The following is a 13,295-nucleotide window of genomic DNA, read 5'->3' on the forward strand; positions in this document are numbered from 1 at the left end:
CGGCGGGTCAGCGGGCGTCGCGCGGGGTGTTCAGCCGGCCGACGGCGTTGAGCACGGCTCGACGGGGGTAGATGCTCGCGACCCTGGCCAGCAGCGCGTTGCGGGCACCGACCAACACAACGGATGGCGTCACCGACCGGTCGAGCGCGGCAAAAGACGCCCGCATGACCTCGTCGACCGTGAGTGGTGTGCCCTTCTTGCCGCCGCTGGTCTGGGCAACCTCGAAGAATTCGGTGTCGGCCGGCCCCGGGCAGATCGCCGTCACCTTGAGCCCGCTCGCCCGCGTTTCGTAGCTGACCGCTTCGGTGTAGCTGAGCACGTAGGCCTTGGTCGCGCCGTAGACCGCCATGCGCGGTACCGGCTGGAACGCCGCCGTGCTGGCGAGATTCACGAGCGCCGCGGTGTGCGGGTGCAGCGACGCGGTCTCGACCAGCTCGGGCAGAAAAGCGTGGGTCAGCGCGGTCAGCGCGTGCACGTTGAGGGCCACCTGCTCCCGTTCCCGTTCCTCGTCGGAGTCGAGCACGGTGCCGAAGGTCGCAAAGCCCGCGTTGTTCACCAGAGTGCCGATGGTGATCGCGCGCTCACGCAGGTCGCGCACCAGCTCGGAAACGGCATCCGCTGTGCTGAGGTCGAGGGGGATGACGGTCGACACCGTGCCGTATTTCTCGGCGAGGTCCACCGCGAGGGCTTCGAGGCGGGCCTGCCGGCGGGCGACGAGCACGAGGTCAGCGCCGCGCTGGGCGAGTTCGTGGGCGTACCCGACGCCGAGGCCGCTCGACGCTCCTGTGATGAGCGCGGTGGTGCCGATGGGATTGTACAAAGCGCTAGCCATGGCTTGAGGCTAGCCGCCCTGGGCGTGCATGACCAGAGGTGGCTGGTCGCCGCGCCGGGGCGAACTAGGCTCGGGACATGGCTGATCCACACGAACTGACCGCCCTGGAACAATGGCAGGCCCTGCAGAACCGCGACCTCAGCCCGAGCGAGCTCGCGGAGCATTACCTCGCCCGCATCGAAAAGTTCAACCCGGCGCTTGGCGCGTTCGTCACCGTGACCGCTGACGCCGCCCGCGCTCGGGCCCGCTACGTGGAAGAGCGGATGCCGCGCACCGCACCGCTCTGGGGCCTCCCGTTCGCCGACAAAGACCTGCACCTGCGCGCCGGGGTGCACGCCGGGTTCGGTTCACGCCTGTTCGCCGACTATGTGCCCGACGAGTCGGACGACCTGGTGCAGGCGCTCGACGACGCCGGTGGAGTCAGCCTCGGCAAGACCAACACCCCCGAATTCGGGCTCGCCTCGTACACCGAAAGCCTCGCCGCCCCGCCAGCGCGCACCCCGTGGAACCTTGCGCTCGGTGCCGGCGGCTCCAGCGGCGGCGCGGCCGTCGCGGTCGCCGCCCGCCTGCTTCCGTTCGCGCCGGGCTCCGACGGCGGCGGGTCGATTCGCATTCCCGCCGCCGCCTGCGGGCTGGTCGGGCTCAAGCCCAGCCGCGGGCGGGTGCCGTCCGCCTCCGGCATCGACAAGCTCGGCGGGCTGCCGGTCGGCGGCCCACTCGCCCGCACGGTAGCGGATGCCGCGCTGCTGCTCGACGCCATGATCGCGCCGCGAGACGGTCACCCCGACCACCACTACGCCCTGCGCGCCCCCGGCGATGAGACGCCGCTGCTCGCGGCGGCGGTGCGTGGCGAGGGCCGCTTTCAGCTCGGTGTGATGACCACCTCGGCTTGGGACGACGACTACGACATCGCGATCGACCCCGAAGCCCGCGCCGCCCTCGACCTGGCCGTGGCCGGGTTCGCCGCGCTGAACCATGGGCTCGAGGAGACGGCTTTAAAGCCCGACCCAAGCTACGTGCCCGCGTTCCGGACGATCTGGCAGGCCGGGGCGGCGACCATCCCCGCCGATACCGACGCACAAATCGCCCTGCTCGAACCGCTGACCCAGTGGCTACTCGCCCGCGGCCGCGCCCTCAGCGCCCGGGATCTTGCCGAGGCTCTCACCGCGCTGACCGCGTTCGAGCGGTCGTTCATTCACCAGCTGTCGAAATTCGATGCCGTGCTGACCCCGGCTATGGCCCTCACCCCGCGCCCGGTCGGCTGGTACGACCCGCACGACGCCGAGGCCAACTTCGCTCAGCAGGTGCAGTACACGCCGTTCACCTCGATGGTCAACGTGAGCGGGCTGCCGGCCATCGTGCTTCCGGTGCACCAGACCGAGAACGGCCTGCCGATGGGGGTGCAGCTGATCGGCCGGCCGGGCGGCGAAGCCACCCTGCTCGCGCTCGGAGCGCAGCTCGAGCGGCGCATCCGTTGGCAGGACCGGGTGCCGCCCGAACCGGCCTAGGTTACCGACGTGTCGCGACCGGCCGGGACGGCCACCAGAATCGGTCGTCGACCAGAAAGACCAGGGCCGGCACGAGCACGGTGCGTACGACGAGGGTGTCCAGCAGTACGCCGATGCAGACGATCACACCGATCTGGGTGAGGGCAACGACGGGCAGTACCCCGAGCACGGCGAAAACGGCCGCGATCAGGATTCCGGCGCTCGTGATCACCGCGCCGGTCGACGACAGCGCCCGCACCATGCCTTCCCTGGTGCCGTAACGCTTGGCCTCCTCGCGCGCCCTGGTGGTCAAAAAGATGTTGTAGTCCACACCGAGCGCCACCAGGAACAGAAAGGAGAACAGCACGACGTTGGTGTCGAACGCCTTGAAGCCGAGCAGATTCTGAAAGATCAGGTTCGACGCGCCGAGGCTCGCGAAGAAGGTGCCGAGCACGGTGACGATGAGCAGTATCGGTGCCACGAGCGAGCGCAGCAGCAACGCCAGAATCAGGAACACGATGCCCAGAATCAGCGGCAGAATGAGGTCCTGGTCGCGTTCAGCGCTCGTCTTCGTGTCGAGGGCAGTGGCATCGCTGCCGCCGACCAGCGACTGCGAAACCGCAGCCGGGGCATCCGCCAAGTCGGTGCGCAGTAGGGCGATCGTCGCAAAGGTCTTGTCGCTGCCCGGTTCGCTGTCGAGGGTGACGTCGATGCGGGTGAGCCCGCGGGCGTTCTCACCGGCCACAGCAGCGGTCACCCCGGGGGTCGCGAGGGCCACGGCCACGGCGTCAGCGGATGCGCCATCCGGCGCGAGGACGACCGTCTGGCTGGTCAGCCCCGCCGAGAACGACGCGTCCACGATTTCCTGCGCCACGACCGACTCCGGGTTGCCGAGCAACTGGTCGGCCTGGGACAGCCCGACCGCTGCGCCGTTCAACCCGAACGCGAGACTGCCGATCGCCAGAACGGACACGATCGTGATGATCACCGGGCGCCGCGACACGCCGCGACCGAGCCGGGTCCAGAATCCGGTGCGCACCGACGCGGCCTCGGCCACCACCCGGGGAATGAACGGCCAGAACAGGCCGCGCCCACACACCACGAGGGCGGCGGGCAGCACGAGCAGGGCGAACAGAATGGCGATGATCACGCCGATCGCGCAGGCGATGCCGAGCGCACGGTTGCCGGCGAGTTCGGCGAAGACCAGGGTAGCGAGGCTCAGGGCGACGGTGCCGCCGCTGGCCGCGATGGCCGGGCCGGCGCTCGTCACGGCGGTGCGCATGGCGACATTACGATTCTCGGTGTGCAGCAGCTCTTCCCGGTAGCGGGCCACGAGCAGCAGGGCATAGTTGGTGCCGGCGCCGAACACGAGCACCGAGAGGATTCCCGAGATTGAGGCGTCGAGGGTGAAACCGAGTGGTTCGGCCAGCGCGCCGGCCACCTTGCCGGCGAGACCGTCGGCAAGCCCGACCACGACGAGCGGCACGATCCAGAGCACGGGGCTGCGGTAGGTCACGATGAGCAGCACCGCAACCACGATGACGGTCACCAGCAGCAGGCGAAAGTCGGCGCCGGCGAAGGCGTTGGTGATATCGGCCTGAAATCCGACCGGTCCGGTGACATAGGCGGTCAGCCCGCTCGGCAGCCCGGCCGACGCCGCCCGACGGATGTCCGTGGCCGTCTTTTCGATATCGGCTGTCGCCCCGAGGGCCTCCAACGGCATCACGCTCAACGCGGCCTCGCCGTCGTTGCTGAACTGCGGTATCGCAGCCCGCGGGGCAATCGACGCGGCGCCGAGGTTTTCGGCGGCGGTGGTAATCGCGCTGCGATCTGCCGCGGTCAGTGCGGCGCCGTCCCGACTCCAGACCACGATCGCGGCGGTCTGGTCGGCCGAGGGAAACTCGGTGAGCAGCTCGGTGACCTGGGCGGCCTGGCTATTCTCCGGCAGGCCAGCCGACGGAAAATCCTCGGATTCGTTGGCCGGCAGCAGGGTGAACAGCAGGCCGACGGCAATGACGGTGCCGAGCAGTACCGCCCACGCGGTGCGTTTGCCGGTGATGAAGCGGGTGATCGCGAGCACAGTTCCTCCAGAACCTTGATGTTCGCTATCCTAGCTAGCTAAAGCCCCGAACATTGTTTTGAATAAATCAAAACAACTGTTAGGGTCGAAACGTGACGGTAACCGGCGAAAGCAACCACCAGGCAGGCCTTCGCCTGACCGCGGTCGACGCCGAGTTGTTGGCCGACAGCATCCGCTCGGCCGGTCTCAAGGTGACCGCGCCGCGGCTTGCCGTGCTGCGCGCCCTCACCGAGCGGCCGCACTCCAACGCCGACGCGCTGTTCGGCGCGGTGCGCACCGAGCTACCCGGTACCTCGCTGCAGGCCGTCTACGGGGTGCTCACTTCGTTCGGCACCGCCGGGCTCGTGCGCAAGATCGAACCGGCCGGCTCTCCCGCACTGTTCGAACGCCGGGTCGGCGACAACCACCACCACATCGTGTGCACCCGCTGCGACGTGGTGCACGACGTGGACTGCGCCGTCGGCCACGCCCCCTGCCTCACCCCGGCGGATGCCCTCGGTTTCGACGTACGCGCCGCCGAGGTTATCTACTGGGGCCTGTGTTCCAGTTGCCAGGCCGCAGAGCACCTCAACACCACCAACCCTTAAACTTCCTCCGTCAACCTCGCGTTGCTGATCCACACTCAAGGAGCACCATGACTACCAAGCCCACGACCACCCAGACGGGAACGCCCGTCGCCAGCGACGAGCACTCGCTCACCGTCGGCGACAACGGCGTCACCGCGCTGCACGACCGTTACCTGGTCGAGAAGCTCGCCCAGTTCAATCGCGAACGCATTCCGGAGCGCATCGTGCACGCCAAGGGCGGTGGAGCGCACGGGGAGTTCGTCGTTACCGGCGACGTCTCCCAGTACACCCGCGCGGCCGTGTTCCAGCCGGGAACGAAGACCGAGACGCTGCAGCGCTTCTCCAGCGTCGCCGGCGAGCAGGGCAGCCCAGACACCTGGCGCGACGTGCGCGGTTTCTCGGTGAAGTTCTACACCACCGAGGGCAACTACGACATCGTCGGCAACAACACTCCGGTGTTCTTCATCCGCGACGGCATTAAATTTCCGGACTTCATCCACTCGCAGAAGCGTCTGCCGGGCACGGGCCTGCGCGATGCGACCATGCAGTGGGACTTCTGGACCCTGTCCCCGGAGTCGGCCCACCAGGTCACCTATCTCATGGGTGACCGCGGCCTGCCGCGTTCCTGGCGTGAAATGCCCGGCTACGGCTCGCACACCTACCAGTGGATCAACGCCGCGGGCGAGCGCTTCTGGGTCAAGTACCACTTCACCTCCAACCAGGGCAACGTTGAGATGGAAGGCACCGAGGCCGAGCTCATCGCCGGAGCGGATGCTGACCACTACCGTCGCGACCTGTCCGACGCCATCGCCGCCGGCAACTTCCCGTCGTGGAACGTCTCCGTGCAGGTCATGCCGTACGAGCAGGGCAACACCTACCGGTTCAACCCCTTCGACGTGACCAAGGTCTGGCCCCACTCCGACTTCCCGCTGATCCCGGTCGGTACCCACACGCTCAACCGCAATCCCGACAACTTCTTCGCCGAGATCGAGCAGGCGGCGTTCTCGCCCGCCAACCTTGTGCCCGGCATCGCGGCCAGCCCCGACAAGATGCTCATGGCACGCATCTTCTCCTACCCCGACGCGCAGCGTTACCGCGTCGGTACCAACTTCGCAGAGCTGCCGGTCAACGCGCCGAAGGCCCCGGTGAACAGCTACTCGATCGATGGCGCCCAGCGTCACTTCTACAACGAGCCGAGCGCGCCGAACTACGCGCCGAACTCCCTCGGCGGCCCGGTCGCCGACGCGGCTGCCGCCGGCGAGGGCGCGTGGGAGGGTGACGGAACGCTGCTGCGTGCCGCTGCGACCCTGCGCAGCGAAGACAGCGACTTTGGCCAGGCCGGAGCCCTCTACCGCGAGGTCTACGACGACGCCGCCAAGGCACGTTTTCTCGACACCATCACCGGTGCCATCAGCGGAGTGACCCGCCCCGAGGTCACCGAGCGGGCCATTTGGTATTGGACCAGCGTTGACGCCGACCTCGGCGCCAAGCTGCGCGCAAACCTGGCGGTCTTCGCCGAGGCTGCTGCCGTCGACGCCGAGTACGTCGCCGCGCAGTAGTACCTTCCGCTTGATCCAACCGCCCGGCCTGTGTTCAGGCCGGGCGGTTCTGTGTAGCCGCAGTTGTGTGTAGCGGTGGCCGTGTACCGAACTGCGGAGAATCTCGATCAATTGCTAGATTCCGGTCTGGATAGGCGGTTGTTCCCCGAAAATCTCCGCAGTTTTGCACGGGGCGTTGCGCACTAGCGGAGGTAACCGCCGTTTTTCAGACCCGCTTCGATTTCGTAGCGGTTCTTTAGGGGGTTGCGCCCGGCGAGAGCGTAGAGCAGGGGGAACACCATGCCGAAGCGCTGCCACTGGCGTTTGTGCACGGCTTCGTGCTCGAGCACGTTGGCCGTGACGTTCTGGTTGGTCAGATAGCAGCCGCCCACGCAGGAGCCGCCGCGCCCGAAGGTCCACGGCGGCATACCGCGAAAGACGAACAGGCCGGCCCGTTTTTCGACTCGCCCGGTGCTCCAGATTGAACCCCAGACCAGGCCGAACGCGGTCGCGTACAGGTAGCCGGCCCGGCTGACCAATGAATCGAAGAGGATGCGACGCATCCGTTCAGCCTGATTCTTCAGCGGTGTCGGTGAAGCCGGGACGCCCATAGGCCTCGAGCAGGCGCAGCCACACCTCGCTGAGCGTCGGGTAGCTCGGCACCGCGTGCCAGAGCCGGTTGATCGGCACCTCGCCGACGATGGCCACCGTGGCCGAGTGCAACAGTTCGGCGACGTCCTGCCCGACGAAGGTGACGCCGATCAGCACTTCCCGGTCGAGGTCGACGATCGCCCGGGCCTTGCCGACGTAGCCGACGGCGAGCACCGCGGCACCACCCAGGTTGGCGAGGTTGTAATCCAGAATGCGGATGCGAAACCCCGCTTTCACGGCGGATGCCGCGGTGAGCCCCACCGAGGCGACCTCGGGGTCGGTGAAGGTCACCTGCGGAACGGCGGCGTGATCGGCGGTCGCGACGTGGGCGCCCCATGGAGCATCATCGACCGGGCCGCCGGCGGCCCGGGTGACGATCGCATCGCCGGCGGCCCGCGCCTGGTATTTTCCCTGGTGGGTGAGGAGGGCCCGGTGGTTGACGTCGCCGGTGGCGTAGAGCCAGTCGCCGGTCAGAGCGGGGGAGTCGCCCTGCACGAGCAGGGTGTCGTCCACGTCGAGCCAGTCGCCGGCGTCGAGTCCGACGGTGTCGAGGCCGAGGTCGTGGGTGCGCGGGGTGCGACCGATGGCCACCAGCACCTGGTCGGCTGCAACGGTGCTGCCGTCATCGAGAGTGAGAGTGACCGTGCCGTCTTCTTCGCGGTGCGCTTTCGTGGTCGAGCGGCCGACGAGCACGGTCACCCCGTTCTCTTCGAGCGCGGTGGTGACGAGTTCGCCGGCGAAGGGTTCCTGCCCGCCGAGCAGGGGGCTGCGAGCGATAACCGTCACCGCCGAGCCGAGCGAGGCGTAGGCGGCGGCCATTTCAGCGGCGACGACGCCGCCGCCGATCACCGCGAGGCGGGACGGAATCTGCTGGGCGCTCGTGGCATCGCGGCTGGTCCACGGGTGCACCGCTGTGAGGCCGTCGACGTCGGGCAGCAGCGCCGCCGATCCGGTGCTGAGGACGACGGCGTGGGTGGCCTTAAGGACGGTCACCGCACCATCCGCCGCGGTCACGGTGACTTCTTTGACGCCGGTGAGGCGGGCGTGGCCACGCACGAGGGCGATGCCGGCCGAGTCGAGCCATTTGGCCTGGCCGTCGTCTTTCCAATGGCTGGCGATGGAGTCGCGCTGTTTGAGGGCGGCGCGCGCGTCGACGGGACCCGTGACAGCCTCGGCGGCTCCCGGCACCCGGCGGGCCGCGGCGAGGGCGGCGCCGCTGCGCAGTAAGGCCTTCGACGGCATGCAGGCCCAGTACGAACATTCGCCGCCGACAAGGTCGCTCTCGACGATGACCGTGCGAAGTCCCCCCTGAATGGTGCGGTCGGCGACGTTCTCCCCGACAGCGCCCCCGCCGATCACGATGACCTCGTAATTCTGACTCGACATTGAATCTCCTTGACTGGGATGGTGGCGGCGCGTTTGGAGCAGCCTACCCGAGGTCGTTGCTGTGTAGAGGGTCGCTGGCCGGTCGCGACGGGAACGGGGCATCCGCTGGTCGCTCAGACATAGCTGACCACCCCGCACGCGCTGCACGCGTGGCCGAAGGTGATCCGAATTCAGCTACTGTATTTCCATGCTCGCCCGGCCGATATTGCCCGAACATTTACCGGAGGTCACCATGAATGATGTACCGTCCACGTCTGAGCGCCGTCATGCTGTCGTTATCTACAATCCGATCAAGGTCGATGTGGATGCGATGAAAGCCGTCGTCGCCCACGAGGAGGCGGCCAACGGCTGGGATTTGACCGTGTGGCTTTCCACCAGCGCGGAGGATCCGGGGCAGGGGTGCGCGGCGAAGGCGCTCGAGTCCGCCGCCTCCGTGGTCATCGTTGCCGGCGGAGACGGTACCGTTCGCGCCGTCGCGGAGGGGCTGAAAGACGGAGCCACCCCGATGGCCCTGATCCCGTCCGGAACCGGAAACCTCCTGGCACGAAACCTCGAGCTCAGCCTGGACGATGTGCCGCTCTGCGTGCACACCGCTTTCACCGGTGTTGACCGCAAGATCGACCTGGGTCTGATCGAGATCACTCGCGCCGGCGGGGCCGAGTCGAGTCACGTGTTTTTGGTCATGGCGGGGCTGGGACTGGATGCGAAAATGCTCGCCAACACCGATGACGACCTGAAGAAGAAGGCGGGGTGGCTGGCCTATGTTTCGGCTCTTGCCACGACGCTGCGTGACAAGAACGAGTTGCGGTTTCGGTACAGCCTCAATCGTGGCCCGACCCGACCAACCCGGGCGCACACCATCATCGTCGCCAATTGCGGGTCGCTGCCATCGAACATTGTGCTGCTGCCCGACGCTGCCGTCGACGACGGTCAGTTCGATATCGCACTGCTGCGCCCGGAAGGATTCGTGGGCTGGGTGCACATTTTCGTCAAGATCATCTGGGAGAACGGAGTTCTTCGACGAACGCGCGCCGGTCGCGCCCTGATGACCAAGGAGGTCAGTGCGCTGCGGTACGTTCGGGCTGAAGAACTCAGTGTTCGGCTGGAACGCCCGGAGCAGATCGAACTCGACGGTGATGAATTTGGGGAAGCAGCGGGATTTGACGTGCGGGTTGATCCGGGCGGCCTGACCATCAAGCTTCCCCGGGCCCCGTCCCAATAAAGGGAGGTGTCAGCGGCCCATGAATTCGGCGGGGGTTCGGGTTAGGAAGGACTGCAGGCCGATGCGAGAGTCTTCGGTCGCCGTCAGGCGGGCCAGCGCGGGCTGCAGCGCTGCTTCAGCGGACGCCGCCCCCTCGCGCTGCGCCGAGCGCGCGTTGGCGAGCGTGGCCTGCACGGCGAGGGGCGCCTGGGCTGCGATTCTCCCGGCGAGTTCGAGCGCGCGGTCGAACTGGGCGCCGTCGGGCACGACCTCCTGCACGAGGCCGAGGCGGTGCGCCTCGGCGGTGTCGAACAGGTCGCCGGTGAGCAGCCAGCGCATGGCGTTACCCCAGCCGGCCGCGCGCGGAAAACGGATCGTGGCGCCGCCAAAGGGCAGAATACCCCGGGAGACCTCGATCTGCCCGAACCGGGTCGACTCGGCGGCGACCACGATGTCGCTCGCGAGCATGAGCTCGATGCCGAGGGTGAGGCAGGTGCCCTGCACGGCGATGACGACCGGTTTACTGAGGGACACGCCATCCACCTGCCACGGGTTGATGCCGCCCTCCGGCACCATCTCCAGCCCGTTCGGGCCGAGCCGGGGCCCGATGTCGGCGAGGTCGAGTCCGGCGGTGAAGTGCTCCCCGACCGCGTAGACCAGGCCCACCCGCAGTTCGGGGTCGCGGTCGAGCTCACCGTAGGCCAGCGCCAGCTGTTGCAACAGCGAGAAATCGGCCGCGTTGCGCTTCTCGGGCCGATTGAGCCCGATCAGCAGAATGTGGCCGCGACGTTCGGTGAGGATGCGGGGCTGGTCGGTCATGGGGCCTCCATTGATCGGGGTGGCAAGATCGGGCTTAGCGCGTCAGCGCCCCGATAATGCGCAGAATGCTCGGCAGATCGTCGGTCGCCGCCTCGGGCGAAGCAGGCGCGAACCCGGTGATGGTCGCGCCGGCCACGGTGAACTCGGCGCGCAGCGCGGTGATCGCGCCGCCGAGATCGGCCACGCTCAGCCCGAACGGAATCAGGTCGCTGAGGCCCTCGAGCGCCGACGGGTCGAGCACATCCAGGTCGATGTGCACGAAAACATGCTTCGCGCCGGTGGCAGCGATCGCCGCGACGAGGGCGGCCGGATTGGCCAGCTCTGAGCACGATACGCTCACCAGACCACGGTCGTTCAGCAGCACCTCTTCAGCGTCGTCGACGTCGCGAATCCCGGCGAGCACGACGTTCTCCAGCGGCACTGTACTCGTTGTGGCCAGGTCGAGTTCGGCTGGCCCTTCGCCGCTGATCGCACGCAACACCATGCCGCAGAATCCGCCTGATGGCGACGATTCTGGGGTGTGTAGGTCGGGGTGGGCATCGAACCAGACCACGGCCAGGTCGCCCGGATGCGTGCGCGCCGCGTGTTCTACGGCGGCCAGCGCAATGCCACAGTCGCCGCCGATGGAGAGTGCCCAGTCGGTGGTGTCGTTCAGTACCTTGGTGTGGCGCTCGCGCACCACCTGAATCGCCGAGAACCGGTGCACCCCGGTATCGAGCGCATCACCGGCCTCGACGGGCACGTCGACCAGGCGGGTGGCAGAGAAGGGCAGGTCGCCCTGAATGGCCGCCGCCCCGTCGACCAGGCGCATCGCGCGCGGAGAAATCGAACCCTGCCACTGCGGCACTACAACGAAGGTGGGAGCCATACCTCAGTATGGCGCAGCGACCGGGCAGGTCAGCATCCGCTTCGCCAGCAGCGAATTTCTTGCAAAGCGGATGCTGGAACCCTCACTCCACGAAGGGGTCGGGTGTCGACTCGGCGACTAGCCTTCGATGGCGGCGGTGTTGCCGGCCTTGAGGGCGGCGAGGCGAGCATCCACCTCGGTGAGCTCGCCGAGGTCGTCGAGGCTTTCGAACTGGGCGTCGAGGCTCGATGCGGCTAGTTCCTGGGCGCCGCGCACACGCGCTTCTTCACGACGGATCTTGTCTTCGAAACGGTTGACCTCGCTCGTGGGATCCATCATGTCGATGCTCTTGACGGCGTCCATCACCTGCGCCTGCGCCTTGGCTGTCTTGGAGCGCGCGATCAGTTCGGCGCGCTTATTGGTGAGCTGCACCAGCTTCTCTTTCATGGCATTCAGGCCGGTCTTGAGCTGGTTGACGACCGCGGTCTGCGCCTGAATCTGCGGTTCGGCGGTCTTCGCCTCGTTCTCGGAGGTGAGCTGGCGACCGAGCGCGACCTTGGCGAGGTTGTCGAACTTGTCGGCGTCAGCGGCATTGCCGACCAGGCGCAGCTGGTCGGCCTTGCGGCTCGCGGCGAGGGCCTTGTCACCCCACTCCACGGCGGCCTCCTGGTCTTCGCGGTGGTCGTCTTCGAGCAGGCGCAGGTTGCCGATGGTCTCGGCGATGGCGCTCTCGGCGTCGGAGATGCTGCTCGAGAAGTCGCGCACCATCTGGTCGAGCATTTTTGCCGGGTCTTCCGCCGAGTCGAGGATGGCGTTGATGTTCGCCTTCGCGAGCTGGGAAATACGGCCGAAGATGGACTGCTTGGTCATTCGGAGGTCCCTTCTGTAGGAGTGGTCCTGGCCCAAGAATTTCGCCAGGAAAGTGCGGGTATGTCCAAAGTTTAGGGTGACCGAGCCGCGCGAGTCTGGGAACCCGAAGAAATACCGATGATCAGCATGTTGCCCAGTGTTACAGTGCCACTCGCATGCTCCATCCGCGCCACGCACAATTGATTCAGCACAGCAATTCGATACCGACGGGAGCTACGGCATGAACGAAGAATTCACGAACCGGATGCTCGTCGTCGTCGAGGTCACCACGGCGCGTCCCGACCGCCCCGCCTATCACGCCAAGGTTCAGGTGCTCAATTCGCGTGTCGCGGCGGATGCCGAAACGGCCGGCTGGGCCGTCACCCGCATCGCCGCCGCCGACGTCTCACAGTCCGAACTGCTGCGCCGCACAGCGGATGCCGACGCCCTCGTCATCGTCGGCGGCGAAGATATCACCCCCCGCTTCTACGGCGGCAGCACCGGGTACGAGGGTGAGACGGCGCACTTCGCCACCGCCGACGAGGGCCAGCTCCTTCTCGTGCAGCGTGCCCTCGCTCTTGGAACTCCGCTGCTGGGTATCTGCCGCGGCCTGCAGATCATCAACGTCGCGCTTGGCGGCACCCTCGTGCAGCACATAGACGACGGCATCCACAAGAACATCGACGTGCCGATCGACCAGATCCTCTCCACCCACGACGTCAGGCTCGCCGCCGACAGCACTCTGGCGTCGAGCCTCGGCCGGATCGATATCTCGGTGCAAAGCGCGCACCACCAGATCGTCGACCGCCTCGGCGCCGGACTCGTTGCCGCAGCTCACGCCCCCGACGGTCTGATCGAAGCCCTCGAACACGAGAGCGCGCCGATCACCGGAGTGCAGTGGCACCCCGAAGCGCCGGAGTCCCCGGCCGATCAGCTCGCCCTGCTGCTGGCCGGCCTGGCCGCCCAGCACGACGCCCGCGTGCTCACCGAGTCCCTCGCCGCCTGACCGCCCGCGCCTCGCTCGCCCCTCGCGTTCCGC

At 67.4% G+C, this 13,295-nt stretch carries 12 protein-coding genes; 5 read left to right on the forward strand and 7 right to left on the reverse strand.

Features of this window, described 5'->3' with window-relative positions:
* Nucleotides 1-7 precede the first annotated feature (7 nt).
* Nucleotides 8-832: an SDR family NAD(P)-dependent oxidoreductase gene (locus QMK31_RS12955; protein WP_283501368.1), complete on the reverse strand. Its 825-nt coding sequence runs from the start codon at nt 830-832 to the stop codon at nt 8-10.
* A gap of 77 nt (nt 833-909) precedes the next feature.
* Here QMK31_RS12955 and QMK31_RS12960 point away from each other — a divergent pair, with 77 nt between their 5' ends.
* Nucleotides 910-2,340 (forward strand): amidase, encoded by a 1,431-nt coding sequence (locus QMK31_RS12960; protein WP_283501369.1) that lies wholly within the window; start codon nt 910-912, stop codon nt 2,338-2,340.
* A gap of 1 nt (nt 2,341) precedes the next feature.
* Here QMK31_RS12960 and QMK31_RS12965 read toward each other — a convergent pair whose 3' ends face one another.
* The gene (locus QMK31_RS12965; protein WP_283501370.1) at nt 2,342-4,399 is read right to left on the reverse strand and encodes an MMPL family transporter; all 2,058 of its coding nucleotides are present in this window, start codon (nt 4,397-4,399) and stop codon (nt 2,342-2,344) included.
* 92 nt (nt 4,400-4,491) lie between these two features.
* Between QMK31_RS12965 and QMK31_RS12970 the strand changes: the two genes are divergently transcribed.
* Both QMK31_RS12970 and QMK31_RS12975 read left to right on the forward strand, forming a co-directional pair.
* On the forward strand, nt 4,492-4,986 hold the full coding sequence (locus QMK31_RS12970) for a Fur family transcriptional regulator (RefSeq protein ID WP_502853152.1): 495 nt from the start codon (nt 4,492-4,494) through the stop codon (nt 4,984-4,986).
* Between the two features lie 47 nt (nt 4,987-5,033).
* Nucleotides 5,034-6,524 (forward strand): catalase, encoded by a 1,491-nt coding sequence (locus QMK31_RS12975; RefSeq protein ID WP_283501371.1) that lies wholly within the window; start codon nt 5,034-5,036, stop codon nt 6,522-6,524.
* Nucleotides 6,525-6,706: 182 nt separating this feature from the next.
* Here the strand turns inward: QMK31_RS12975 and QMK31_RS12980 are convergent, their stop codons facing one another.
* Nucleotides 6,707-7,066 (reverse strand): Fe-S oxidoreductase, encoded by a 360-nt coding sequence (locus QMK31_RS12980; protein ID WP_283501372.1) that lies wholly within the window; start codon nt 7,064-7,066, stop codon nt 6,707-6,709.
* Between the two features lie 4 nt (nt 7,067-7,070).
* Nucleotides 7,071-8,540 carry a dihydrolipoyl dehydrogenase family protein gene (locus tag QMK31_RS12985; RefSeq protein WP_283501373.1) on the reverse strand — a complete coding sequence of 490 codons (1,470 nt, stop codon included), beginning with the start codon at nt 8,538-8,540 and terminating at the stop codon, nt 7,071-7,073.
* Between the two features lie 232 nt (nt 8,541-8,772).
* Between QMK31_RS12985 and QMK31_RS12990 the strand changes: the two genes are divergently transcribed.
* Nucleotides 8,773-9,762 (forward strand): diacylglycerol/lipid kinase family protein, encoded by a 990-nt coding sequence (locus QMK31_RS12990; RefSeq protein WP_283501374.1) that lies wholly within the window; start codon nt 8,773-8,775, stop codon nt 9,760-9,762.
* 9 nt (nt 9,763-9,771) lie between these two features.
* Here QMK31_RS12990 and QMK31_RS12995 read toward each other — a convergent pair whose 3' ends face one another.
* The 3 genes from QMK31_RS12995 to QMK31_RS13005 all read right to left on the reverse strand — a co-directional run bounded on the left by QMK31_RS12995 (nt 9,772) and on the right by QMK31_RS13005 (nt 12,277).
* Nucleotides 9,772-10,560: a crotonase/enoyl-CoA hydratase family protein gene (locus tag QMK31_RS12995; RefSeq protein WP_283501375.1), complete on the reverse strand. Its 789-nt coding sequence runs from the start codon at nt 10,558-10,560 to the stop codon at nt 9,772-9,774.
* A 34-nt stretch (nt 10,561-10,594) separates the two neighbouring features.
* Complete coding sequence (locus QMK31_RS13000) at nt 10,595-11,428, reverse strand: arginase family protein (protein ID WP_283501376.1); 834 nt, start codon at nt 11,426-11,428, stop codon at nt 10,595-10,597.
* 117 nt (nt 11,429-11,545) lie between these two features.
* Entirely contained in the window at nt 11,546-12,277 is a 732-nt protein-coding gene (locus QMK31_RS13005) for a PspA/IM30 family protein (RefSeq protein ID WP_283501377.1), read from the reverse strand.
* 220 nt (nt 12,278-12,497) lie between these two features.
* On the opposite strand from QMK31_RS13005, the gene QMK31_RS13010 reads away from it, so the two are divergent.
* Nucleotides 12,498-13,262, forward strand: a complete 765-nt coding sequence (locus QMK31_RS13010; RefSeq protein WP_283501378.1) for a gamma-glutamyl-gamma-aminobutyrate hydrolase family protein — start codon at nt 12,498-12,500, stop codon at nt 13,260-13,262.
* Nucleotides 13,263-13,295 lie beyond the last annotated feature (33 nt).

Source organism: Cryobacterium sp. PH31-O1, assembly GCF_030063455.1.
Taxonomy (GTDB): domain Bacteria; phylum Actinomycetota; class Actinomycetes; order Actinomycetales; family Microbacteriaceae; genus Cryobacterium.